This is a genomic window from Psychrobacillus faecigallinarum, from assembly GCF_014836595.1.
In the GTDB taxonomy this organism is placed as follows: Bacteria; Bacillota; Bacilli; order Bacillales_A; family Planococcaceae; genus Psychrobacillus; species Psychrobacillus faecigallinarum.
The window spans coordinates 887274-911772 of the sequence record NZ_JACSQO010000001.1; the positions used below are offsets into that span (position 1 = coordinate 887274).

Annotated in this window: 28 protein-coding genes; 1 reads left to right on the plus strand and 27 read right to left on the minus strand. The window is 36.3% G+C overall.

All coding sequences use genetic code 11. From position 1 onward, the window contains the following. Positions 1-293: 293 nt before the first annotated feature. The 19 genes from murA to H9650_RS04375 all read right to left on the minus strand — a co-directional run bounded on the left by murA (position 294) and on the right by H9650_RS04375 (position 16448). Positions 294-1589 carry a UDP-N-acetylglucosamine 1-carboxyvinyltransferase gene (gene murA, locus H9650_RS04285; RefSeq protein WP_144540493.1) on the minus strand — a complete coding sequence of 432 codons (1296 nt, stop codon included), beginning with the start codon at positions 1587-1589 and terminating at the stop codon, positions 294-296. A 327-nt stretch (positions 1590-1916) separates the two neighbouring features. Beyond that, entirely contained in the window at positions 1917-2150 is a 234-nt protein-coding gene (locus tag H9650_RS04290) for a DUF1146 family protein (RefSeq protein WP_144540496.1), read from the minus strand. A 282-nt stretch (positions 2151-2432) separates the two neighbouring features. Beyond that, positions 2433-2837, minus strand: a complete 405-nt coding sequence (locus tag H9650_RS04295; protein WP_144540498.1) for a F0F1 ATP synthase subunit epsilon — start codon at positions 2835-2837, stop codon at positions 2433-2435. A gap of 24 nt (positions 2838-2861) precedes the next feature. Beyond that, a complete protein-coding gene (gene atpD / locus H9650_RS04300; protein ID WP_144540500.1) occupies positions 2862-4277 on the minus strand; it encodes a F0F1 ATP synthase subunit beta in 1416 nt (471 codons plus the stop codon). A gap of 34 nt (positions 4278-4311) precedes the next feature. After that, complete coding sequence (locus H9650_RS04305; RefSeq protein ID WP_144540502.1) at positions 4312-5175, minus strand: F0F1 ATP synthase subunit gamma; 864 nt, start codon at positions 5173-5175, stop codon at positions 4312-4314. A gap of 44 nt (positions 5176-5219) precedes the next feature. Next, positions 5220-6728, minus strand: a complete 1509-nt coding sequence (gene atpA, locus H9650_RS04310; protein WP_144540505.1) for a F0F1 ATP synthase subunit alpha — start codon at positions 6726-6728, stop codon at positions 5220-5222. A 27-nt stretch (positions 6729-6755) separates the two neighbouring features. Further along, positions 6756-7292 (minus strand): F0F1 ATP synthase subunit delta, encoded by a 537-nt coding sequence (locus H9650_RS04315; protein WP_154311446.1) that lies wholly within the window; start codon positions 7290-7292, stop codon positions 6756-6758. Next, positions 7289-7816: a F0F1 ATP synthase subunit B gene (gene atpF, locus H9650_RS04320; protein WP_144540509.1), complete on the minus strand. Its 528-nt coding sequence runs from the start codon at positions 7814-7816 to the stop codon at positions 7289-7291. Before atpF ends, H9650_RS04315 begins: the two co-directional genes overlap by 4 nt. A 144-nt stretch (positions 7817-7960) precedes the next feature. Beyond that, a complete protein-coding gene (gene atpE / locus H9650_RS04325; protein ID WP_144540512.1) occupies positions 7961-8185 on the minus strand; it encodes a F0F1 ATP synthase subunit C in 225 nt (74 codons plus the stop codon). A 63-nt stretch (positions 8186-8248) separates the two neighbouring features. Then, positions 8249-8962 carry a F0F1 ATP synthase subunit A gene (atpB, locus tag H9650_RS04330; RefSeq protein WP_144540513.1) on the minus strand — a complete coding sequence of 238 codons (714 nt, stop codon included), beginning with the start codon at positions 8960-8962 and terminating at the stop codon, positions 8249-8251. A 26-nt stretch (positions 8963-8988) separates the two neighbouring features. Next, positions 8989-9360, minus strand: coding sequence for an ATP synthase subunit I (locus H9650_RS04335; protein WP_144540515.1), 372 nt, complete (start codon positions 9358-9360; stop codon positions 8989-8991). 601 nt (positions 9361-9961) lie between these two features. Beyond that, positions 9962-10591 (minus strand): uracil phosphoribosyltransferase, encoded by a 630-nt coding sequence (gene upp / locus H9650_RS04340; RefSeq protein ID WP_144540517.1) that lies wholly within the window; start codon positions 10589-10591, stop codon positions 9962-9964. A 255-nt stretch (positions 10592-10846) separates the two neighbouring features. Further along, entirely contained in the window at positions 10847-12082 is a 1236-nt protein-coding gene (glyA, locus tag H9650_RS04345; protein ID WP_191696651.1) for a serine hydroxymethyltransferase, read from the minus strand. Between the two features lie 20 nt (positions 12083-12102). Next, complete coding sequence (locus H9650_RS04350) at positions 12103-12648, minus strand: TIGR01440 family protein (protein ID WP_191696652.1); 546 nt, start codon at positions 12646-12648, stop codon at positions 12103-12105. Between the two features lie 21 nt (positions 12649-12669). Next, positions 12670-13107, minus strand: coding sequence for a ribose 5-phosphate isomerase B (gene rpiB / locus H9650_RS04355; protein WP_144540527.1), 438 nt, complete (start codon positions 13105-13107; stop codon positions 12670-12672). Between the two features lie 118 nt (positions 13108-13225). Further along, on the minus strand, positions 13226-14536 hold the full coding sequence (locus H9650_RS04360) for a methyl-accepting chemotaxis protein (protein WP_154311448.1): 1311 nt from the start codon (positions 14534-14536) through the stop codon (positions 13226-13228). Between the two features lie 11 nt (positions 14537-14547). Further along, positions 14548-14988 carry a low molecular weight protein arginine phosphatase gene (locus H9650_RS04365; RefSeq protein ID WP_225215891.1) on the minus strand — a complete coding sequence of 147 codons (441 nt, stop codon included), beginning with the start codon at positions 14986-14988 and terminating at the stop codon, positions 14548-14550. 43 nt (positions 14989-15031) lie between these two features. Further along, positions 15032-15538 (minus strand): manganese efflux pump, encoded by a 507-nt coding sequence (locus tag H9650_RS04370; RefSeq protein ID WP_151111303.1) that lies wholly within the window; start codon positions 15536-15538, stop codon positions 15032-15034. A 436-nt stretch (positions 15539-15974) separates the two neighbouring features. Continuing rightward, entirely contained in the window at positions 15975-16448 is a 474-nt protein-coding gene (locus H9650_RS04375) for a GNAT family N-acetyltransferase (protein ID WP_151111305.1), read from the minus strand. A gap of 569 nt (positions 16449-17017) precedes the next feature. Here H9650_RS04375 and nhaC point away from each other — a divergent pair. Then, the gene (gene nhaC, locus H9650_RS04380) at positions 17018-18403 is read left to right on the plus strand and encodes a Na+/H+ antiporter NhaC (protein ID WP_191696653.1); all 1386 of its coding nucleotides are present in this window, start codon (positions 17018-17020) and stop codon (positions 18401-18403) included. Between the two features lie 360 nt (positions 18404-18763). Here the strand turns inward: nhaC and H9650_RS04385 are convergent, their stop codons facing one another. The 8 genes from H9650_RS04385 to H9650_RS04420 all read right to left on the minus strand — a co-directional run bounded on the left by H9650_RS04385 (position 18764) and on the right by H9650_RS04420 (position 24447). Then, positions 18764-18919 (minus strand): hypothetical protein, encoded by a 156-nt coding sequence (locus H9650_RS04385; RefSeq protein ID WP_191696654.1) that lies wholly within the window; start codon positions 18917-18919, stop codon positions 18764-18766. Between the two features lie 156 nt (positions 18920-19075). Further along, positions 19076-19219 carry a hypothetical protein gene (locus H9650_RS04390; protein ID WP_191696655.1) on the minus strand — a complete coding sequence of 48 codons (144 nt, stop codon included), beginning with the start codon at positions 19217-19219 and terminating at the stop codon, positions 19076-19078. Between the two features lie 122 nt (positions 19220-19341). Further along, positions 19342-19695, minus strand: a complete 354-nt coding sequence (locus H9650_RS04395) for a DUF5412 domain-containing protein (protein WP_263619329.1) — start codon at positions 19693-19695, stop codon at positions 19342-19344. Positions 19696-20145: 450 nt separating this feature from the next. Continuing rightward, positions 20146-21144 (minus strand): LCP family protein, encoded by a 999-nt coding sequence (locus H9650_RS04400; protein ID WP_191696656.1) that lies wholly within the window; start codon positions 21142-21144, stop codon positions 20146-20148. Next, positions 21134-21661 (minus strand): sigma-70 family RNA polymerase sigma factor, encoded by a 528-nt coding sequence (locus H9650_RS04405; protein WP_191696657.1) that lies wholly within the window; start codon positions 21659-21661, stop codon positions 21134-21136. Before H9650_RS04405 ends, H9650_RS04400 begins: the two co-directional genes overlap by 11 nt. Before the next feature lie 1543 nt (positions 21662-23204). Then, positions 23205-23477: a hypothetical protein gene (locus tag H9650_RS04410; RefSeq protein ID WP_191696658.1), complete on the minus strand. Its 273-nt coding sequence runs from the start codon at positions 23475-23477 to the stop codon at positions 23205-23207. Positions 23478-23646: 169 nt separating this feature from the next. Then, on the minus strand, positions 23647-24036 hold the full coding sequence (locus tag H9650_RS04415) for a GNAT family N-acetyltransferase (RefSeq protein WP_144540038.1): 390 nt from the start codon (positions 24034-24036) through the stop codon (positions 23647-23649). Positions 24037-24216: 180 nt separating this feature from the next. Beyond that, complete coding sequence (locus tag H9650_RS04420) at positions 24217-24447, minus strand: hypothetical protein (RefSeq protein ID WP_191696659.1); 231 nt, start codon at positions 24445-24447, stop codon at positions 24217-24219. Positions 24448-24499 lie beyond the last annotated feature (52 nt).

The window sequence follows — 24499 nt, forward strand, 5'->3', positions numbered from 1 at the left end:
GAGTAATAGGAAAGTGTTTATACTCTATCATTTCTGAAATCATCCATTTAACCAATAGTATATGGACATGAATTCTTATTAAATTTATGGAATGCTATAAGAATCTATTTGAATCTTTATATTTAAGTAGCCTTTATACACTATTTTAGCCCCTTAGAGGCTATTTAATCTTATAGATGAGCATTTATACTAAAATGTTAATTTTCACTCTTAAAACGCCTAAAAACAGCGTGAAAAATTACATCAAAAAAAGCACAATACACGAATAGGTGTATTGTGCTTTACATATATTATTAAACGAGTTGAACTGCTTTTTCTGTGTTTTCTGTTCCAATACGTTCGATGTCTGCACCTAAAGCTGCTAGCTTTTTGTCAAAATCAACGTATCCACGATCTAAATGGTAAAGTTCAGTTACACGAGTTACGCCTTCTGCAACTAGACCTGCAATGATTAGAGCTGCCGCTGCACGAAGATCTGTAGCTGCTACCTCTGCACCTTGAAGGTTAGATGGGGAATCCATCATGACAGAGCGACCTTCGATTTTCATGTTTCCGTTCATACGTCTAAACTCTTCCACATGCATAAATCTGTTCTCAAATACAGTTTCCGTAATGATACCGGTACCATAGGCTGTCATCATCAATGCCATCATTTGCGATTGCATATCTGTAGGAAAACCTGGATGTGGCATAGTTTTGATGTCTACTGATTTCAAGTTTCCTTTAGAACGCACACGTAGCCCTTGGTTCTCTTCAGTAATTTCCACACCCATCTCTTGCATTTTAGATATTAGAGCTGTCATATGCTCTGGTACTGCATTTTCAATTAATACATCGCCTTTTGTGATGGCTGCTGCAACCATGAAAGTACCAGCTTCAATACGATCTGGAATAATGTGATGCTCAGTGCCATGAAGTTCTTCGACTCCCTCGATACGAATAGTATCAGTACCAGCACCTTTTACTTTACCGCCCATTTCATTGATAAAGTTTGCTAAGTCTACGATTTCCGGTTCTTTAGCAGCATTTTCGATAATCGTTGTTCCTTCAGCTAAAGCTGCTGCAGTCATAATATTTTCTGTAGCGCCCACACTAGGTACATCTAAATAAATTTTAGCACCTTTTAAACGTCCAACGGTTTTCGCTTCTACAAATCCATGACCAAATGAAATCTCTGCACCCATTGCTTCAAAGCCCTTTAAATGTTGGTCAATAGGTCTTGAACCAATAGCACAGCCCCCAGGAAGAGCTACTCGAGCAAAACCATTGCGCGCAAGAATTGGACCCATAACAAGGATTGACGCTCTCATTTTGCGCACATATTCGAATTGTGCTTCACTTGATAGTCTTTGCTGTGAGTCAATAATTACTTCGTTGTGCTCTGGGCTATATTTGATTTCTGTATTTAAACTTTTTAATACTTCATTTATCGTCAAAACATCTGCAAGTGTTGGTACATCTTTAATCACATTTTTCCCTTTTGTCGCGAGCAAAGCTGCTGCAAGTACAGGTAATACTGCATTTTTAGCACCCTCGACCCGTACGTTACCTTTTAACCTTTGGCCGCCTTTAACAACAATTTTATCCACTTAGTTCCCTCCGCGTTCATAATCCTCTTAAGCTAATATATAAAAGAAATATGTATGGTGTTGTTTTTTGTTATTTCAAAACAATATCATCATACAACGTATTTCGACTATATACAAGCACCGAAAACCCTATTTTCTTGTCCTCTTTTGGTAAATTTTCTTAGTCTATTATACGTAATACCCAGTCTTTTCGTGTAGATATTTATAAATTACCCCACATGTTATGTAATAAACATATTCGACAGCATATTTCCCAGGAAATATGAGGAGATTCTACATGCTCATACAAACTTGTCCATAATTTGCATGAGCATGCAGGATCTTCTACTAAAATAAGTACTGTAATTGGTTAGACCAGGAAGTTAAATTTAAAAAGAAATTAGCTACTGTCGAGCCTAACATAATACTTACCAAAATAAAGAAAAGCTGGGCTTGAAATACATGATTCTTTTTAATAAATTTGTCCACCATAAGAGCTTGTAATGCATAAAAAGAAATACCGATAAAAAAGATATTAGCTAATATAGCGATAACAGCTTGCTCTGAAGTCAAAAGACCCATTATTTTCCCTCCAGTTTTTAAAAACGAAAGCCTTCCTAGAAGATGTACTGCTCAACAAAACAATTAACATGTTTATGTTTTTGTCGTTTCAAAAATACCCTCGTCAAATTACTGTAAAATCTCCCACTTTTTATAGCAAGAAATTCAAAGCTCCCAAATCTGACCATAAAGTTTAAAGACCCTCAAATTAGGAAAAACACTTAGCAAAGCAAGTACATTCTTAACAGTCAAGAAAGAAAAAACGGACAGAAATAATCTCTGCCCGTTTTATCAAAAAAACAATTATAATCTACCCTCATAAGCGTTGATACGATTAAGCGCTCTCTTCAAAGCAAGTTCAGCACGATTAAAATCAACTGATTCTTGTTTACTTTGAAGTAGTTCTTCTGCACGTTTCTTCGCTTCTTGAGCACGAGCTAAATCTATACTTGAAGCAATTTCAGCGGATTGAGCCAAGATTGTAACCTTTTCAGGACGAACCTCAATAAATCCGCCACTCACTGCTACAAATTCTGATTTACCATCTTTTTTCAATTTAACCGAACCAATTTCAAGTGGTGCAACCATTGGAATATGGCCAGGTAAAATACCGATTTCACCCGATGCTGTTTTAGCGATAATCATGTCTATTTCAGAATCGTATACCGGGCCGTCGGGAGTGACAATATTGACTGAAACTGTCTTCATATTTTTACCTCCAGGTCCGATTTATTATACTTCTACGCCCATGCTTTTCGCTTTTTCCACAACTTCTTCGATACGTCCAACTAAACGGAATGCATCCTCTGGTAAATGGTCATATTTTCCTTCAAGAATCTGTTTGAAGCCTTCAACAGTTTCTTTAACAGGAACATAAGAACCTTTTTGACCTGTAAATTGTTCAGCAACATGGAAGTTTTGAGATAGGTAGAACTGAATACGGCGAGCACGGTTAACTACAACCTTATCCTCGTCTCCTAATTCATCCATACCTAGGATCGCAATAATATCTTGAAGCTCTCTGTAGCGTTGTAAAGTATATTGTACTTGACGTGCTACTTCGTAATGCTCTTGTCCTACTACTTCAGGAGAAAGCGCACGAGAAGAAGAAGCTAATGGATCTACCGCTGGATAGATACCCATCTCAGATAATTTACGCTCTAAGTTTGTTGTTGCATCTAAGTGAGCGAATGTTGTTGCAGGAGCTGGATCCGTATAGTCATCGGCTGGTACATAGATCGCTTGGATAGATGTAACAGAACCTGTATTAGTTGACGTGATACGCTCTTGAAGTGCACCCATTTCTGTAGCAAGTGTTGGTTGGTAACCAGCTGCTGAAGGCATACGGCCTAAAAGTGCTGATACCTCAGAACCTGCTTGTGTGAAACGGAAGATATTATCGATGAATAAAAGTACGTCTGCACCTTGTTCATCACGGAAATATTCAGCCATTGTAAGACCAGTTAGTGCAACACGCATACGTGCTCCTGGTGGCTCATTCATTTGACCGAATACCATTGCTGTTTTCTTAATAACGCCAGAATCGCTCATCTCGTGGAATAAGTCATTTCCTTCACGCGTACGCTCTCCAACACCAGCGAATACTGAGATACCGCCATGCTCTTGAGCAATGTTATTGATAAGTTCTTGGATAAGAACTGTTTTCCCTACTCCGGCACCACCGAACAGACCGATTTTACCACCTTTAATGTATGGAGCTAAAAGGTCTACTACTTTGATACCTGTTTCAAGAATTTCAACTTCAGTTGAAAGGTTTTCAAATGTTGGTGCTTGACGGTGAATTGGGTCACGACGCTCAGCAGTAGAAATTTCTTCTCCTAAGTCAATTACTTCACCAAGAACGTTGAATACACGTCCTAAAGTTACGTTACCAACTGGAACAGAAATTGCTGCGCCAGCATCTAATACCTCTGCACCACGTTTAAGTCCATCAGTAGATGACATCGCAATTGTACGAACTGAGTCATCACCTAAGTGTAAAGCTACTTCTAAAGTTAATGTAGTAGGAGCTTCATTTGGACGTTCAATCGCTACAGTTAATGCATTATAGATAGCTGGTAAGTGGCCGTTGTCAAACTTAACGTCAACAACTGGACCCATTACTTGTAGTACTTGTCCTTTGTTCACTACTGTTCCCTCCTGTCTTACTTTCTTTCTTTACCTATTCTAGAGCCGATGCACCGCCGACAATTTCCGTAATTTCTTGCGTAATCGCAGCTTGACGTGCTCGGTTATATACTAACGTTAAGTTACTAATCAAATCAGTTGCGTTGTCTGTTGCAGATTTCATAGCAGACATACGCGAAGCATGTTCACTTGCTTTACCGTCGAGTAATGCACCAAAAATTAGGCTTTCCGCATATTGTGGAAGAAGTACTTCTAAAATCGCCTCACTAGAAGGTTCGAATTCATAAGAAGCAGTTGAGCCTGTAGTTTCTGCTGCAATATCCGTAAGCGGTAGCACCTTTTTCTCAGTTACCTCACTGGAGATGGCACTTACAAAGTGGTTATAGTACATATAAAGTTCATCATATGTACCATCCGTGAACATACCAACAGCTTTGCGCGCTATTTCTTTAACATGCGAAAAAGAAGGTTGGTCTGGTAACCCTATCACTTCTCCAATTACGTTTGAACCACGTTTTACGAAGAAGTCACGTCCCATGCGTCCAATTGCAAAAATTACATACTCATCCTTTGAAGCATGGCGTTCAGTAATAGCATTCGCAACAGCACGTATAACATTACTGTTATATGCCCCTGCTAAACCACGATCAGAAGTAATGACGATATATGCAGTTTTCTTTACAGGTCGATGAGTTAACATTGGATGTCCACTATCACTTGTTCCTGAAGCAATGGAGCCTACTACCTCTTGCATTTTAGACATGTAAGGAACGTATGCTTTCGCATTTTCCTCCGCACGGTTCAATTTAGAAGCAGAAACCATTTGCATAGCTTTTGTTATCTGACTTGTTTTCTTAGTTGACGTAATTTTATTTTTAATGTCGCGTAAAGATGCCACTGGTATTTCACCACCTTATTGTTTTTTTCACTTAGACAAAGATATTATTCAGATATAGCAAAAGTTTTCTTGAATGCAGAGATTGCATTGTTTAAATCCTCTTCTGAAGGAAGATCTTTTGTCGTGCGAATATGATCTAAAACGTTTGTGTGGTTTGAATCTAACCAGCTACTAAGTTCAGCCTCAAAACGAGAAATATCTTTAACTGGAATATCATCTAAATGGCCACGTGTTAGAGCGTATAAAATAATAACTTGTTTTTCTACTTTAATAGGAGAGTTCAAGTCTTGTTTTAATACTTCTACTGTACGTACACCACGATTAAGTTTAGCTTGTGTTGCAGCATCTAAATCTGATCCAAATTGAGAGAATGCTTCAAGCTCACGGTATGCAGCTAAGTCAAGACGAAGTGTACCGGCAACTTTTTTCATTGCTTTAATTTGAGCTGATCCACCTACGCGTGATACGGATAAACCAGCATTGATCGCTGGACGTACACCAGAGAAGAATAAATCAGATTGTAAGAAGATTTGACCATCCGTAATAGAAATTACGTTTGTTGGAATGTAAGCAGAGATATCTCCAGCTTGTGTTTCAACGAATGGTAATGCAGTGATTGAACCTGCACCTAATGTTTCATTTAACTTCGCAGCACGCTCAAGTAGACGGCTGTGTAAGTAGAATACATCCCCTGGATATGCTTCACGACCTGGAGGACGTTTAAGAAGTAATGAAAGTTCACGGTATGCAGCAGCTTGTTTAGATAAATCATCATAAACGATTAATACGTGCTTACCTTCGAACATAAATTCTTCTGCCATTGTTACACCAGCATAAGGAGCTAAGTATAATAATGGAGCTGGAGCAGATGCAGATGCAGTTACAACGATTGTGTAATCTAAAGCACCTTTTTTACGAAGTGTTTCTACTACATTACGAACAGTCGATTCTTTTTGACCGATTGCTACGTAGATACAAATCATATCTTGGTCTGCTTGGTTAAGGATTGTATCAATCGCAACAGATGTTTTACCTGTTTGGCGGTCACCGATGATTAACTCACGTTGTCCACGCCCGATTGGTACAAGAGCGTCAATCGCTTTAATACCTGTTTGAAGTGGTTCATGAACAGATTTACGTGCCATAACCCCTTGTGCAGGACTTTCGATTGGACGAGATTTTGTAGTTGCGATAGGACCTTGTCCGTCAACTGGTTGGCCAAGTGGATTGACTACGCGGCCAATCAATTCTTTACCAACAGGAACTTCCATAATACGGCCTGTACGACGTACTTCATCGCCTTCTTTGATGTCTGTGTATGGTCCAAGGATAACGATACCAACGTTATTCGCTTCCAAGTTTTGTGCCATACCTAACACACCAGTTGAGAATTCTAAAAGCTCTCCAGCCATGACGTTGTCGAGGCCATGAGCACGCGCGATACCGTCACCAATTGTAATAACCGTACCAACGTCGCTAACTTTCATCTCAGATTCATAATTCTCAATCTGCTGTTTAATCAAGACACTGATTTCTTCAGCTTTGATGCTCATGTATGTCACCTCTCATAATTCATAATATTAACCGATCAAGTTACGTTTTAAGCGATCTAGCTTAGAGCTAAGAGTGCTGTCGTAAATGCGGTTTCCGATTTGAACGCGGATACCACCAATAATTGATGGATCTACGATGTTTTGAATGCGTAAAGATTGTTTCCCTACATTTTTTGCAAATACAGATGAAACGTTTGCACGTTCTGCTTCTGTTAATTCGCGTGTTGTATAGACCTTCGCTTCTGCAACACCTTGTGCTTCATTGGAAAGTGCCATATACTCTGAAATAATATCAGTGACTTCATGTAATCTTTTCTTATCAATAAGCACTAGTAGTGTATTGATAACGATTGGATTAGCGTTTGAGAAGATTTCTCGGATTAGCGCTTTTTTCTTGTCTAAAGAAAGCTTAGGAGAAGTAAACAATGTTTTCAAATCCTTATTGCCTTTCCATACAACATTAAGCTCACGTAAATCATTTTCAACCGATTGAAGTTCATTTTTTTGTTGTGCTAGTTCGAACAACGCGATGGCATAGCGTTTTGCTGCAGTTGAATTACTCAATTAACTTCGCCTGCCTTCGCAATCGTTGCCTCGATCAGCGCACGGTTATCTTCTTCCGAAACTTCTTTTTCAAGAACTTTAGCTGCTGCAAGTACTGATAGTGAAACGACTTCTTCTCGTACCGCTGCAATCGCTCTTTCTTTTTCTGTATCGATTTCACGAATAGCAGATTCTTTTAAACGCGCAGCTTCAGAGCGAGCAGTTGTGATAATTTCTTCACGTGATGCTTCCCCTTGCTTCTTCGCATTTTCTACAATCGCTAACGCTTCTGTGCGTGCTTCTTTTAGTAAGTCACGTTGTTCTTCAAGTAAACGTTGAGATTCTTGGCGGCTAGTTTCTGCTGCTTCGATTTCACTCGCGATCAACTCTTCACGCTGTGTCATAATCCCCATTAAAGGACCCCAAGCCACTTTCTTCAATAAGATCATCAGTAAGATGAAGAAGAATAATGTAGCTCCAATATCCAAAACATTTAACCCATTATGGGTCTCACCAGCACCAAGTGCGAGGTATTCAAAAGACACGATTGTTTCACTCCTTTCAAACGCTATTAAGAGATCTTACTTATATAATGTTTAAACTTTTGTTTATTATTTTCTAATTCAGGTTTTATTCATAAAGAGAATGGCGGAGTTAGTTTCCGCCATTATTGACTTTATTTATACATACTATTGGTTTAATACGATGAACGCGATAACTACTGCGATAATCGGCACGGCTTCAACTAACGCTACCCCGATGAACATAACTGTTTGTAAAGCTCCACGTGCTTCTGGTTGACGAGCAATACCTTCTACTGTTTTTGAAACGATTAGACCATTACCAATACCTGCACCAAGTGCACCTAAACCAACTGCTATAGCTGCTGCTAAAAGACCAACTGAACCTACCATTGTTTAATTTCCTCCTTGGAATGTTGTTTTTATTTTTTCTGCTTAGTTTCCTAAACAGTTATATTAATGGTCTGCTGACACTTTATGTGACATATAAACCATTGTTAACATAACGAAAATGAACGCTTGGATTCCACCGATAAAGATAGAGAATCCTTGCCAAGCCATTGCTGGGATAATTGCACCAACAAAGCCAAACCAGCTCGCTGTTGCTAAGCCTGCAATAAGACCTAATAATACTTCCCCTGCATAGATATTTCCGTAAAGACGAAGACCAAGTGTCAACGTATTTGCGAATTCTTCTATAATTTTAAGTGGGAATAATACCGGCATCGGTTTTAAGTAGGTATCAATATTGTACTGTTTGAAACCTTTCATCTTAATACCGTAATAGTGAGTTAAAACGATAATCATCACTGATAGTGTCATTGCAATTGTTGGATCCGCAGTTGGTGATTTCCACCAAAGTACTCCGTCATACGAAATTGAAAACGGAAGTCCAAGCAAATTGGCTATCGCGATAAACATAATTAATGTAATCCCTAGAATATGGAATCTACCGCCTGTTTTCCAGTCGAGATTACTTTTGATAATTCCTTTCACGAAGTCCATAATCCACTCCATGAAGTTTTGCATACCCGTTGGTTTAAGCTTCAAGTTTCTAGTTGCAATAAATGCAATTAAGAAAACAACTAGAGAAGTTACAAACAACATAAGGATGTTTGACCAGTTCCCTGTCATACCCCAAAGCACAAACTCTGGATTTGAGTGTCCCACGATTCTTTCACCTCTCTTTCACATACTCATGGCTGATTTCTAACTAACAAAATGCGTTCCACAATAAGTAGAACATAGGGAATCATTAATCCGATAACCGTGCTGATAAGATGAATTTCATCTGGGAAAAGAAGTGCAATAGCAACGGCAGCAATACCAGAGGCAAATCTAAAGCTTGTCCCTAAGCGTGCTCGACCTTTTTCACCCATCATCACACGATCAAATTTCTCCATTCTACGTACTAGTATCCAGAAATTATACAGACCGAATATGGAACCTACTGCTAAGCCTGCAAAAATGGAAGAATACGGCGTAAATGCCCACCCTAACACACATAACGCAAGCAAAAAAAATATGCACTTCTTTTGCCTCGTAAAAATACGTTGCATTTCTAGCATTGGTCTAATCTCCTGAATCATATTTTCGAATGGTAGTAAGGATTGTCAATGCGCAAAGCAGGCAGTAGACAATTTACTAAAAGATTGGAGTGGTTCCAAAAGTATGATCAATCCACTTTTTGTGAATACCTATCATTATAGAACCGACAAGCTGTGAGAGAATCGCTGAATAATGAGCTATCCCTTGTAACGGACGTCAAAATGACGCATAAAAGTATCCTCACGTTTTCCTTGAAATAAGTAAAAACTGTGAATCTAGTAGAAAGTTGATACATCAAGTGTTCCACGCATGAAACCCCTATCATGATTATCCTAAGTAAGCATACAATAGGGGCTATTTGATGTCAATTGCTATCAGTGAAAAACTTCACGTAGATGATTAGATTGACAATTTATCGACAAATTTTAAAGAATATTGTAGAAACTTATTCTTCATAATTAATTTCATTCATTAATTTTAAAACTTATCATCCGTTTAGACACATTTTCACAGTCTTATCTTCCATCTGTATAATAAGTTGACATGCCCTTATAAAAAGGAAAAGTCAGCTGATTGCTACCTTTGCTTAAACAACCGAATATCTTTTAGAAAGATTCAATTTTACTTTGTTCCAAACAAGCGATCTCCTGCGTCTCCAAGACCAGGCACGATATAGCCATGATCATTAAGTTTCTCATCTAGTGCTGCAATATAAATATCAACATCTGGGTGAGCATCTTGAAGTGCTTTTACGCCTTCTGGAGCAGCAATAAGACACATGAACTTAATGCTCATTGCACCGCGTTTTTTCAGAGAGTTAACTGCTTCTATTGCAGAGCCTCCAGTTGCTAACATTGGGTCTACTAAGATAAAGTCACGATCAGCAACATCTGCAGGAAGCTTAACGTAGTATTCGACTGGCTTCAATGTTTCTGGATCACGATAAAGTCCGATGTGACCTACTTTTGCAGCTGGAATAAGATTTAACATGCCATCAATCATTCCAATACCTGCACGAAGGATTGGAACTAGTCCCAATTTCTTTCCTGCAATTACTTTAGATTTCGTAAGTTGAACAGGAGTCTCTACTTCTACTTCCTCTAAAGGAAGGTCACGCGTAATTTCAAAGGCCATCAATGTAGCAACCTCATCTACAAGCTCACGAAATTCTTTTGTACCAGTTTTCACATCACGGATATATGTAAGTTTATGTTGAATCAGTGGATGATCAAATACGTATACTTTAGCCATTTAACATCTCTCCTTTTGTTGTTTTTACATCTTTGTCATTATACCAAAAACGATACACATCATACCACTAATCCTAGGGACTTAATATTTCGTCTATTTCATTTATAGAAACAACAGCCTTAGGTTGTCCTTTGGTTCAAGCGATTAGCAGGAATATATTTGCTTTTGGGATAAAATCAAACAATCTTATGCGCAACCTATTTAATCATAGTTAAAGGAGACTTATGATGTTGTCATAAGCCTCCCTATTATCAATTAATTATATAGAGGGAATTTACCAGTTAGAGCTTGTACTCTTTCTTTTGCTTCAGCAATTACTGAAGCATCCTCGTGATTTTTTAATAGTTTAGCAATAATAGAAGCGATTTCCTTCATTTCTTGCTCAGCAAAACCTCTTGAAGTTACAGCTGGTGTACCAATACGTACTCCAGAAGTGATGAATGGGCTAGAAGTATCAAAAGGAATAGTATTTTTGTTTGCAGTAATACCAACCTCGTCTAGTACATGTTCTGCTACTTTACCAGTTAGTCCTAAAGCAGATACATCTAATAGCATTACATGGTTGTCTGTACCACCAGATACAATACGTAGACCTTCTTCTGTTAAACTATCTGCTAGAGTTTTAGCATTAGCTACAACTTGCTTTTGGTATTCTTTGAATTCCGGTTGAAGAGCTTCTCCAAAAGCAACTGCTTTTGCAGCGATTACGTGCATTAGCGGTCCGCCTTGGATACCAGGGAAAATTGTTTTATCAACTTTCTTCGCAAATTCTTCTGTAGTTAAAATCATACCACCACGTGGGCCACGTAAAGTTTTATGTGTTGTAGAAGTTACAAAGTGTGCGTGTGGCACTGGATTTGGATGAAGACCAGCGGCAACTAGACCTGCAATATGAGCCATATCTACGAATAAATAAGCTCCAATCTCGTCTGCAATTTCACGGAATTTAGCGAAATCGATTGTACGTGAGTAAGCACTTGCCCCAGCAACAATCATTTTAGGCTTATGCTCTAAAGCTATTGAGCGAACTTCCTCATAATCTATCATTTCGGTTTCTTTATTTACTCCATATTCAATAAAGTTATATTGAATACCACTAAAGTTAACAGGAGAGCCATGTGTTAAATGTCCACCATGAGATAAGTTCATACCTAGAATAGTGTCACCTGGTTGAAGAGCAGTCATATAAACCGCCATGTTCGCTTGGGAACCAGAATGTGGTTGTACATTTGCATGCTCTGCCCCAAAAATTTCTTTCAAACGATCACGAGCAATATCTTCTACTACATCTACATGCTCACAGCCACCGTAATAACGTTTGCCCGGATAGCCCTCTGCATATTTATTTGTAAGAACAGAGCCCTGAGCTTCCATTACAGCCTCTGAAACAAAATTTTCTGACGCAATTAGTTCAATATTTGATTGTTGACGTTTTTTCTCCGCTAACATTGCCTCAAATACCGCTGGATCTTGTGATTGAATTTTTTCCACTACTAGTTCCTCCTCTAATATCATCCGTAAAATGCCCTTGCCCCACCAATTAGCTTTGGACGGGTTGTTGCAATGGTAATAATCGCTTCTCCAACCTTCTTGATAGATACACGTAATGGTACAGCAACGGGTTGTAGCTGCATACCAATCATAGTTTGACCAATATCAATCCCTGCCTTGGCTTGAACGCTTTCTACTACTACAGGCTCTTCAAGCTGTGTGTACGCATATGCAGACATGGAACCCCCTGCGCGAACTACTGGGATAACAGAAACCTCTGGCAGTCTATAGAGCTGCTGCGTTTTTCTTTCCATCGTTAGAGCACGGTTGATGTGCTCACAGCCTTGAAAGGCAAGATGGATTTTATTTCGTTCAGCAAAAGCCTTAATTGGTTCATATAAAACCTCAGCCACTTCTAAACCGCCAGCAGTTCCTATCTTTTCCCCAATGACTTCAGAGGTAGAGCAGCCAACGACAAACAAATCATCCTTAGAAAAAGTAATTTGCTGCTCTACTTCCAGGAGAAGCTGTTCCATTTGTTGTTGCCACAAATTTTTTGCTTCCATCTGAAATCCCTCTATTCAAGCTTATTTTTCTAATGCTGAAATTTTTTCAATACGTCGTTCGTGACGGCCACCTTCAAATTCTTGAGCTAACCAAGTAGCTACGATTTCTCTGGCAAGTCCTGGACCAATCACTCGTTCTCCCATAGCGAGAACATTTGAGTCGTTATGGCATCGTGTAGCTTTAGCAGAAAAAACATCATGCACTAATGCACAGCGAATGCCCTTCATTTTATTAGCAGCAATGGACATCCCAATACCTGTTCCACAAATTAAAATTCCGCGATCATATTCCCCACTAGCTACACCCTCTGTTACTGGTGCCGCATAATCTGGATAGTCAACAGAATCATTCGTTTGTGGACCAAAGTCCTTATAGGAAAGACCGAGTTCTTCAAGCTGCTGAATAATTTCTTTCCGAAGATTATTCCCTCCGTGATCAGAAGAAATTGCAATTTTCATCTTGTTCCCTCTTTTCTGTTTAGTACTCAACCCAATCATAACATCTTTTTGAGCAAAAAAATACAACTCATATAGTATGAGTTGTATCTGTTTTTTTAACATACCTTTTTGATATGAATTATTTGGAAGAGCGGTCAAATTGAGAGATTACCTTGAATAAATCTTCCGATTGATGCTTCAAGTCAGCTGCTAAAATATCAATTTCTTCTATTGAACGGGCTTGTTCATCTGTAGCACTTCTTACTTCCTCAGCACCAGCTGATGTCTCCTCCGCAATAGCTGCAACATCCTGTGATTGGCGAGCAGTGCTTTCAATATTAGTCAGCTGTTTTTCAACTAATGATGAAATCTCGACTACTGACTCAGCCATTTCATGAATTTTTATAGACATTCCTTCGACTGCTGCGTTTGTCTCAGATACTCGTTTTGCTTCACTAACAGCAAAGCTAACTTGGTTAGTCATTTGCTGTACGACCGTTTTAACATCCGTTTGGATTGCTAATATTAGTTCTGAAATTCCTTGAACAGCCTTCGCACTCTCATCGGCTAGCTTACGAACTTCCTCTGCTACTACAGCGAAGCCCTTACCATGCTCACCTGCACGAGCAGCTTCTATAGAAGCATTTAAAGCAAGTAGATTAGTTTGGGCTGCTATATCCCCAACTAATTGAATAATACTTTCCACCTTCCCAGCATTCTCTTCCAGCTGGTGGACATTACCTAAAGCTGACTCACTTCCTGTTGCAATCTTTTGGATTCCACTGACAAGTGATTGTATGACTTCTGTTGTCTCCGAAAGCTCTGTGATCATTTCTTTTGAATGTATAGAAGATTTTTCTGCACGCTTGTTTACCTCGGATGCTAGCACTCGAACATCCTCGACAGACTCTGCAGTTTCTTGGACTGCTATTGCCGATTGCTCTGCTCCCTCAGAAATTTGAGCAATTGTGGAGGCAATGGCCTCCGCTTGTTCAGAGGCAACTGACGATTCCTCAGAAAGCTTTTGCACACTTTTATTTGTTTTATCAAAATTCTTTTCGATACTTTGAACCATTTCTCGCAGGTTTTCTAGCATCGTTTGAAAAGCTATAGCAACTGATTGTATTTCATCTTTTGAGTTTGGTACTTCCACATCGACTCCTATTTTTCCTTCTGAAGCAAGAGTGGCAACCTTTTCTAGATTAAATAAGGGTTTGATAATAAGTCCACTGAAAAAATAAGCTAAAAGGCCTGACCAAAAAATTCCTAACGCATATGTAAGAATTTCAAATTGAATTGTTCCAATATTAATGTCTAAGGATTGCAAATAAGGCTGTACATAATTAATAAAGAATGCACTTGTAGAGTAAGTAATTAAAGCAAGTACCGTTACAAATAGAACAATTTTCTTTTGAATGCCAAAAGCGTTCCTCTTTCTCTTTTCTTTCATCCCTTTTCCCCCTATAGTCTCTTCACTAGTTCCTCTGTTAATACATTTAGTTCTTCAAATGTTTGTTCATATATACCTATATTCCCACCAAAAGGATCCATTACATCCTGTATATCGTCCGGAGTTGCAAATTCTTTATACATATAAACCTTAGAAATTGCTTCTGGAAAGGCATAAATAATAGCTTGCTTATGCGCAGCAGTCATCGTTAATATAAGATCTGCCCACTCAACCGTAGACGGCTGTAAAGATGAAGACTTATGAGCAAAAGGAACTCCTTTATTTTCTAGTACTTTACGACTGTTAGCGGACATGTTCTCGCCGTCCGAAGCATAAATACCTGCGGATTGAACTTGTATGTTTTTTAGATTTTTAGATTTTAAAATAGCCTCTGCCATGGGACTTCTACATGTATTACCAGTACAAACAAATAAAATATTCACTGCGATCATTCCTCGTCTCTATTATATATTGGATTACGAATATACTTTGATATTATTGTATGTTTTGAAGTGTTAATAGGCCCATTGTTAATAGAACTACACCTGCAAGCTTCATAATGATTCCTCTGTTCATCACTGTCTTTTTAAATATAATCTTCTGGGCAATTATTACGCCGACAAATGCGAAGAATCCAGAGCTTAGTATAAAGATTAGCTTTTCCACTTGAAGCATACCAAATGAAATACTCACAGAAAAGGTATCTAGACTTGCCACTATCGCTAATACGAAGGGGGGCATGATCGGAGTTTCTTTTGGTGATTTGGATAGTACCATTTGAAGTCCAACCAACGAAAGAAGAACCCCTGACAAATAAGGACTTGCCTGCTGTAAGTAGGTTTGTACTAAAACACCTGCATAATATCCTATTAAGGGGAAGAGCATATGTAATGATGCCACCCAAGCCGCAAGAGTCAAAACCTGTTTTCTATATGATACAAGAGAAAATAAGATAAGTACATCGACCGACATTAAGAGTCCTGCTATTATTTCTGTCCACAAAAAAATCTCTCCCGTCTATTTGCATAATTAAATGTATGCAAAAAAAGGGAAGAGAATACAAATTATAGACAACCTTTTTTAAAGAAGGATATATTTCTATCTATATAATTGTTTTACGTAAAAATATGGACAATAGATGGCAGATTTCCGCTTTGGATGGACGCTTTCCGTGGGGTTAGCGATAAGCCACCACCGCCGCTTGCGCGTCGTTTGTGTTGTCTTATCTGACTCACTTATCCCACTGGAGTCGCCACCTGTCGCTGTAATCATAAGTAATTTATGTCTTGATGCATAGGTTATTTATAAATACATATAAAAAATGAGCAGGAAAATGAATCTACAAGCTCATTTTTCTCCAATGTCCCTTTTTTACTAAAGCTCCGTTAGTCAAAGAAGAAATCCCATAAATAAGCAATCCTCAATAATTTTTATGTAACTACAATATTTTCTTTAATATTAATTCATCATTTAATGGAATCCCTTCATGTCCTATTAAAGGTATTGAAGGTTTTAAGCTTCGTGCCTTGATTACACCGTTAGGAATAACAGACGTTATTCTGTAACCTCTTTTTTGATAAAATTTTAAAGCGTTCAAATTATCATTTGTTGTTACTAAACTTACTACTTGTATTTTTTTCTGCTTTGCTATGTATTCAACACTTTTCATTAATGAAGATCCAATACCTTTCCCTTCTTGGAGACTATCTAACGAAATAATCTCCATTTCATTATCTTTAATGACATAAGTAACCAAACCAATAATCTGATTAGTTCCCTCAAAAATGAAACCATCCAATGTATCACATTGATAAACACCTGTTGAAATTACCATTTCAGTGCTTCCCCAATGCTCCTTAAAAAATGAAACAACCTTTTCTCTATTTACTATCGTTATTTCTTTAATACTCAATTGAATTCCCCCATTCTCTTAATATTTAATATAAGATTACTTTATCTATTTTAAAATACGATAACAAAAAATCATACGCAAAGGCAGCTAATAGACCATTCCAAAAAATAAAAGTCGGAGAAAAAAAGCCATTTTCAGTTGATAAACAATAAAATAGTTTACAACCGTTATTAACATATAAGTATAAAAACTAAAACAACTTCCTTTTTCCAGTTAGCTAGGAAACTCACTACATTTTAAATAATACCTCTTGACAGTGCGGTAAAACATGATAAAATTCTAATTACTTTAGTGATTGAAAGCGTTGAATCGCGAAAGCATAATATGTACGAGTGATTGTCCTAGTAATCTGCATGTACCCAGCACAAAGAGACTGAACGGTTGGTGAAAGTTCAGGTAAACATGATAGATGAATTACAACAATCAAGTAAACTCGTTTTTAATGAAGTGGTTGAACATACAAATTGTTCGACAAATAGGGTGGTACCGCGGAGATTTCCTTCGTCCCTAGCTATAGGGATTGGAAGGTTTTTTTTCATTCCTAAAAACTATTATTAGGAGGATTTACAATGTTTCGTATTCGTTCCACAATCTCCCCCTCATTTGCGGAGGCGGCACTACTTAGTACTATGATTATCGCTATAATGGCGCTTTGTATCATAAAATTTGATTCAGTTCCTCATATGCCTATCTTACTGGCAGTTCTATTACTTATAACTTATGGTCTTATGAAGAAAGTACCTTACAATAAACTAGAAGAAGGACTAGTAGATGGTGCCAAAGCGGGCCTTGGCGCAATTTTCATCTTTTTCTTTATTGGTATATTAGTAAGTAGCTTAATGATGGGTGGTACGATTCCAACACTTATTCACTTAGGCTTTCAATTTATTACGCCACACTTTTTTTATGCTATTGTATTTCTAGTAACTTGTATCGTTGGTTTATCGATAGGAAGTTCCCTAACAACAGTAGCTACAATAGGTGTTGCTTTTATTGGAATGGCTAGTGCTATGGATATCTCTTTAGCTATTACAGCTGGAGCCATTGTTTCAGGAGCTTTTTTCGGAGACAAAATGTCTCCACTGTCAGATACTACAAATCTTGCATCTGCTATCGTTCAGGTAGATTTATTTGAACATATTCGGAATATGGGATGGACAACGATCCCAGCATTCTTTATTTCGCTAATTGGATATGGAATTTTATCGCCAAACAAAGAATTTCAAGAGCTCGAGCAACTAAATGAATTTCAAGCAGGACTACTCCAAACAGGGATGATTCATTGGTATACATTAATCCCCCTTGTTTTACTCGTTATACTTTCCATTAAGAAAGTGCCTGCTATATTATCTTTAGCTTTAACATCAGTTGTTGCTATACTTATTTCCTATTTCCATCACTTTATTAGTTTTAGTGAAGTATTGAATATACTATTTTATGGTTTTACATCTAGCACAGGTATTGAAGCAATAGACTCCTTACTTTCTAGGGGAGGCATTAATAGCATGATGTTTACGATTGGGCTTGTTCTTCTTGCCTTAAGTATGGGTGGACTTTTGTTTACACTCGGCATAGTTCAAAGCTTACTGATGAAAGTGGAAAGTTCACTAAAGAAAGTTAGTTCTGTTATTGCAGCAACTGCTTTTACCGCAATTGGGGTGAATACACTTATCGGAGAGCAGTACTTATCAATTTTATTGACTGGAGAAGCATTCCAAGCACAATTTAAAAAAGTTGGTTTAGCGAATAAAAACTTAGCACGCGTAATGGAAGATGCTGGTACGGTTGTAAACCCCCTTGTACCATGGAGTGTATGTGGAATTTTCATTACGAATGTATTGGCTGTTACAACACTCGACTACTTACCATTTGCATTTTTCTGCTTGCTTAGTCCGATCTTGACTATATTATTTGGACTGACTGGAAAAACACTGACTTATATCGAAGAAAAATAGTATTTTTTAAGCTTAAAGCCTCATTACTAATTTTATTTAGTAATGAGGCTTTTACTATAAATATAGACGGATAAGACCGTCCATTGTACGCTATTCTGTTCGCAAGTTTGAAAAAGCTTATTGTGATTTTATTTTTCACAATAACAACCCCTTTAAAAAATTAGATGCATAATACGTACTAAAGTTATAGATTGTACTTCAACTAACCTACACCGTTAGTTTTAACGTAACATTTCACAATGCTATCTGGGATCCACTTAATGTTTTGGACATAAAAATATACCTTCGAAATGCGACGGCCATATTTTGCTTAAGCACCTCTTTGAACAAGGAAATTAATTTCAAATTCATAAACAATGTTTAAAACATAAGATTTCTTAGAAACAGAATACCGTATAATAAAGCACCACCAATTAAAATCAACAATCCAATCATTACAAATCCATATACTAAGCCTTTACCCATCGAAACTAAATCCAAGAACATATTTTTAAAAGCTTCAACCGTCTTATTCATATTACATCCCCTATCCCCAAGTAATGAAATATAAACTATATTTTACCATATTCAAAGCGAAATCTTAGACTAAAACTGCACCTTTAGTTTAAGAAGAAAAAATCTTTACTCCTTCTTGAACTAAGCACACGGTAGTTGAACAAGCAGTGAATTAATCTAGCTGTTCCACCAGTTCGGATATGTACTCCATTTCTGACTTCCTATAAAAGTGAGGAAAAGAACCCTTAAAACCTCGTTCTCGTAACGTTGAGTAACTTGTTGTTTCAAGGATCTAATCATTGCTTCTCGTTCTGTTGACAAAGTGCCCCCTCCGAACGTCAATATATTTTTTTCTTGATTTTAGTTCAACAAGAAAAAGCTACCCTTACAGGTAGCCCCTTGTTAACTAAAGCTTCTCGTTAGTTGGATTAGAAAGGGAGTTATTATTGATTCCTAAAATCAAATTTATCCCTTTTCACATCTAACGTATGTCCATTAATTTCTACTGTGTTATTGTCCATCCAAGAAATAGTAGCGGTGTCTTCTCGATTGTTCCAATAGATATTTTTAGTTTTTTTATCTTTAATATTAAATACCAACTCACCACGAACAGAATATGATGTTGTTGCCCCACCATTGATGACATATGCTTTTAATGTATACTTTCCATCAGGTGATATCTCTTCAGTTAGATATTCTCCTGTCGGCAACCTATTCATATCAAAGAAAGCCCAATAAACTCCATATCCGATAAGTCCAACAATTAACAAACCAATCATTATGAATATCTTTAACAATTTATTAAGTTTCTTTTTCTTATACTCAACATTTGATTTATTATGCTCCAAAGCCACCCTCCTTTTCGTTTTAATTACCTAAAAATTTAAACTCTTTGTAATAAATACGTTAAACCAACCAATAAAGTTTCCACTACATAACTTATTAAACTAACCTGCGGCATTGGTTCTAAGAAAAAGCTATCCTTACAGACAGCTACTTGTTTAACTCCATGTTAATTATTGCGGTTTTTTTCTCCCCAATCACAAAACTGTTCCAAAACAGGTAATAGAGTATTTGCTTTCTCCTCAACTTTTCTACCTCTATTCAATTCCTTCTTGAAGTAAAGCACCCTTTAGTTGAACATCACTCTTAAAAAGTGCGTTAATCTACATTTAATTAATACACCTTTAAATTCTCTTAGTACAAAATTACATCTGTAAGTAATTACTAAATACACCAAAATTTTTTTAGTTAAATGTGGTTAACTCTTTTGAAATAGAATTTAAAAAATCTTTTTCAAATTTAATATAGTAAGCCTCATCTATCATTACATCTTTCATTCCATCGATTAATGATACCGATTGTATCAAGTCAGATTCCATTTTATTCTCTAACAATTGTTCAATTGGAATATTGCCTTCTATTTTAGTAGCAAATTGTTTTAATTGTGTTTGTGGTAATACGTTTAATGTTTGATTTATAAACGCATTCATTAGGTTTAACTGGTTTTCTTCACCCAATTTTCCTACTGTAGCAGCCATCATTAATGCCACAACCTCTTCTCCATTCAAACGATTCGTCCCCTTTTCGAATTCAAATGACACTCTAGATATAGCTCTTACTTGAATATCTTCTTCCAAATAGTATTCTATACCATTCACTGAGTCAATCAACGTTGAAAGAGTTTCTAGATCCATAACAGCATAATAATCGATGGGTAAATCAAATAACTTAGAAACTGTTGTTCTTACATTTTCAGCCCCTCCCGAACCGTAGGCATAAGCAAATGTCAATTTATCATATGAAGTAGTCCCATCATTCTTATCCACTATCGGAGCATAAGTATCACGAGGGATAGATAGAACTTTCATCGTCTTTTTATCTTTACTATAAGTAAGTAAAAGGTTAAGAGGAATTCTAAGATTGTCATCTTTCACCGTAAATAGAGTGGTTAATAACTCATCTTCCTGGAATACTGATTCACTTGCATTACTGCTGTTAGATTCTTTATTGAAGTTTCCAGATAGAATCGATGGAAGAAACAAGAACATACTCAAGCCTATCAATAATAAGGAAACTGTAAATGGAACAATTTTTTTAGAAGAAACATGAAACTTCTTTTGTTCATGATGATTCTTCTCCAGTTTATGAATTTGTTCAAATACTTCATTACGATCTTCTTTCGTAAACCTTAGTTCTTGATCTGACGCATTATAAAATCTATCTCTTAATCGTTTATCTGCCATTTAGTTCCGCCTCCTTTATCATCGACTCTAGCCTTTGTTTTGCTCTTCTCAATCGAGTTTTCACTGTATTCACTGGAATATCTAAAACTTCGGCAATTTCCTCCGTCGTAAATGAATCATAATAGTATAGATAAACGACTTCTAGATACACTTTTGGTAGAGAAAAAATAGTATCTTTTATTTCTTCATTATTGTATTTATCAATAACTGTTTTTTCTGTTGATGGTAATATCGACTTTGCTGTTACATTAATAAAACTTTTTACCTGTACCATTTTGTAATTCCAACTTTTTAAGTGATCCTTACATTCGTTAATTGTTATACGAAATAGCCATGTTTTTATTTGTGCGTCAAATCGAAACGAATCAAGGTTTTTGTAGCATTTGATGAACGTATTTTGAACCATATCCTTAGCTGTCTCTGTATCTTTCACATAAGAAAATGCCAATCGTACCAACTCATTACCATATTCAATCATCATTTTTTCTAATATGTAATCTTTTTCTTCTCTGTCCAATTTACTCCCCCCTTTCAACCTACTTCAAATTCTGCTATTAGACGATTATCAATTCATAATAGGTTCAATTTCTTAAAAATATTTAATATTGAAGACAGATTCTATTCTAATCGACGTTTAATATTTAATTTTTCTTTATAATATTCATAGAAATGCATGCCTACAATTATAACTGAAATACAAAACCTGTATCTTAGATTACCAAACAATCATAGATACAGGCTTATTGTTTATAATTATTCAAGTTTTCACTATTCTGCCGCATTGGTTCAATAAGAAAAAAGTTTTACTCCTTCTTGAGGTAAATCACCCATTACTTTAATAACAAAGTTCCATGTTAACGTAATAAAACAATATTAATCCTCATTAATCTCTTTTAATCTTATAGTCCACATTATTTCTATTAGGTTGAACAAGCCAAATTACGAATAGAAAAAACAATCCAAAGCAAACTCTAAATAACGTATTTAAAACTCTGCTGTCATATATATCTATAAATAATTTAAAAATAATATTAATGGAATAACTGTATGATATATCTAACAACCCTCTAAATATCTGGAAATTATTCAAAAAAAATAAGATTACTATAAGCTTCATTATGAATCAAATTAATTTTTTAACAAATAAGAAATACCACCACTATTAGCGAAGGGTTATTAGTATAAACCCCATTAATAAAAAGATTACTAAAAATAAAAAATTTCTTTTTATGGTTTTTTTCAACTGTTCCATGTCCTCTTGAGATTTTTGGACTCTACTATATTTTTTATATAATAGCAAAGCATCGATAATACAAATTACTGTATATATTATGAAGACTATTTTTAAATACTTCATATTTACCTACTTTCTTTTACTAAAATTAATATACTCAACCGTCATGTTTGGTCCCCAGTAACCATATTTTTTTTACAGTCCTTTTCTCGGTTTTAAAGTATCCCAAGTCTATTTTGAATTTCTATGGTCTTTGATAGGATAAAGTGTCCATTCACCTATTTCGGCATTATTGATTAACTTGAAAAGTTCCTTCTATTGCTCTAGGAAGACTGCATCTAACTTATCTTCTGTTGCCTTTATATCTGATTCATCAACGCTTATTTTACTTGTATCTATTAGGCTTATTACATCTTACATTAAATAACCTCTCTGTTATTCTTACTGCTGCGTTAGTTTAAGAAGAATAAGGCTCTTCTCCTTATGTAAAGCACCCGTTCGTTCAATAAGCTTATTTTCCACATATTTCTTCCAATTCTTCAAGTAATTCAGAAGGCTCTACTTCCACCCCAATCAACTTCGCATTCCAGTTAACACCTACTACAATATATTTACCGGAAGCACAAAAAATAAAGGATTTGGAACTATCCGAAAACAACAGTTCAATAAAAGACAAGTTTCATCAACAATCATAATCTTTCTATTTAACTTTAAATTTATTTAAATAAATCTTTTTAAATATTTAGACTTAACTTGTGTCCTGAGAGGTGAGCAACAATTGGATATGTGGTCCCAGATGCAGCTAGGAAAGAGCTAATATAAGAATCTATAAAGTAAGGACCGTATTCTCTTCTACATACTTATCTAACTCTTTGTTCTCTTCTTTATTATTCACAACAGCCTTATATTCAGGATTCCATACTAGCTCTACAAACTTCTCATCAGGACCAGTAAATTGATGTTCAAGAACTTTTTTAATTACTTCTTTATTTGCGTCTTCTGTCTCTTCCTGAGAACAAGCAGCTAACATAAACCCTGATATGAACAACATTAAGCTAAATAAAGTAATGAATTTTGCTTTATTATTACTTTTTACCATCACGACACCCCCTTAACGGTAGTACGTTCCGAATCTATAATTGTTTCAAATTAAAAGGCTCTTTATTTCTTCAACTAACCTGCTGCACCTTTAGTTTAATAAAAAAAGAGCCGCCTAAGCAGCCCAACGATCTTTCACTAATGCACCTGTTTGTTCAAGAAGAAATTTTTCATTTTCTATGCAATACATATTGAGACTTACTGAACTTAAAGTTATTTTTCTCGTAAAACGAAATTAAATCTTCTCCACAAAATAGGCTAATAACATCAATATGAGTGAGTTCGTCCAACAATTTTGATACAAGTTTCGTTCCTATACCTGTATGTTGAAATTCATTATGTATAACTACATCTTCAATGTATGCCCTAAATTTATTGTCTGAAATCGCTCTTGCGAACCCAATAAGATTATCGTCAATCCACGCACCAATTGATATATTTTGTTTTAGCATTTCTTCAATATCTTGCTCATTTCTTTCTTCCCACCAACCTGCATTTTTATAGAGCATCATAAGTTCAGTGCCTTTAAATGGTCTTTCAGAAAAACTTAAAAATTGCATATTCAAGCTGTCATCCCCCTTTGGCTTTTCATTCATTTTTCAATTATAGTATAGAGCTCTCTTCTTCAACTAACCTACGTCGTTAGTTCAATATGAAAAAGTCACCTCAAAAGGCAGCAAAAAGGCTTTACTCCTTCTTGAAGTAAAGCTACCCGTTTGCAAGTACAATTGAACCAACAGTTATCCAAAGTGATTATGAAACCACCAAACAATAAGGATCATACTCACTATTCCCCAAGCTGTGGTGCTCACTATCCACCAAATGATGGATTTAGATTTTGTTAAACTTTCCTCTTCTTCCCTATTTGCTGTTATAAAATCGAGCTTACTTTCCATACCTTTTTTCATAGAAGTGAGAACAACAAATCCGATTATTATGAAACCAATAGATATCCAGAGTAATATGTCCACCTTTTATACCTCCATTTTTTTGTGAATTACTTTCCTTTCAATCTTCTTTATT

Bases quoted from the DNA above. Each gene is read 5' to 3' on its own strand.
- H9650_RS04365 (WP_225215891.1), bottom strand. From the start codon at position 14,988: ATGATCGCAGTGAATATTTTATTTGTTTGTACTGGTAATACATGTAGA.
- H9650_RS04360 (WP_154311448.1), bottom strand. From the start codon at position 14,536: ATGAAAGAAAAGAGAAAGAGGAACGCTTTTGGCATTCAAAAGAAAATT.
- H9650_RS04415 (WP_144540038.1), bottom strand. From the start codon at position 24,036: ATGCAATTTTTAAGTTTTTCTGAAAGACCATTTAAAGGCACTGAACTT.
- atpE (WP_144540512.1), bottom strand. From the start codon at position 8,185: ATGGTAGGTTCAGTTGGTCTTTTAGCAGCAGCTATAGCAGTTGGTTTA.
- nhaC (WP_191696653.1), top strand. From the start codon at position 17,018: ATGTTTCGTATTCGTTCCACAATCTCCCCCTCATTTGCGGAGGCGGCA.
- H9650_RS04335 (WP_144540515.1), bottom strand. From the start codon at position 9,360: ATGCTAGAAATGCAACGTATTTTTACGAGGCAAAAGAAGTGCATATTT.
- atpA (WP_144540505.1), bottom strand. From the start codon at position 6,728: ATGAGCATCAAAGCTGAAGAAATCAGTGTCTTGATTAAACAGCAGATT.
- upp (WP_144540517.1), bottom strand. From the start codon at position 10,591: ATGGCTAAAGTATACGTATTTGATCATCCACTGATTCAACATAAACTT.
- H9650_RS04350 (WP_191696652.1), bottom strand. From the start codon at position 12,648: ATGGAAGCAAAAAATTTGTGGCAACAACAAATGGAACAGCTTCTCCTG.
- H9650_RS04290 (WP_144540496.1), bottom strand. From the start codon at position 2,150: ATGGGTCTTTTGACTTCAGAGCAAGCTGTTATCGCTATATTAGCTAAT.
- H9650_RS04410 (WP_191696658.1), bottom strand. From the start codon at position 23,477: ATGGTAAAAAGTAATAATAAAGCAAAATTCATTACTTTATTTAGCTTA.
- H9650_RS04400 (WP_191696656.1), bottom strand. From the start codon at position 21,144: ATGGCAGATAAACGATTAAGAGATAGATTTTATAATGCGTCAGATCAA.
- H9650_RS04385 (WP_191696654.1), bottom strand. From the start codon at position 18,919: ATGAATAAGACGGTTGAAGCTTTTAAAAATATGTTCTTGGATTTAGTT.
- H9650_RS04295 (WP_144540498.1), bottom strand. From the start codon at position 2,837: ATGAAGACAGTTTCAGTCAATATTGTCACTCCCGACGGCCCGGTATAC.
- rpiB (WP_144540527.1), bottom strand. From the start codon at position 13,107: ATGAAAATTGCAATTTCTTCTGATCACGGAGGGAATAATCTTCGGAAA.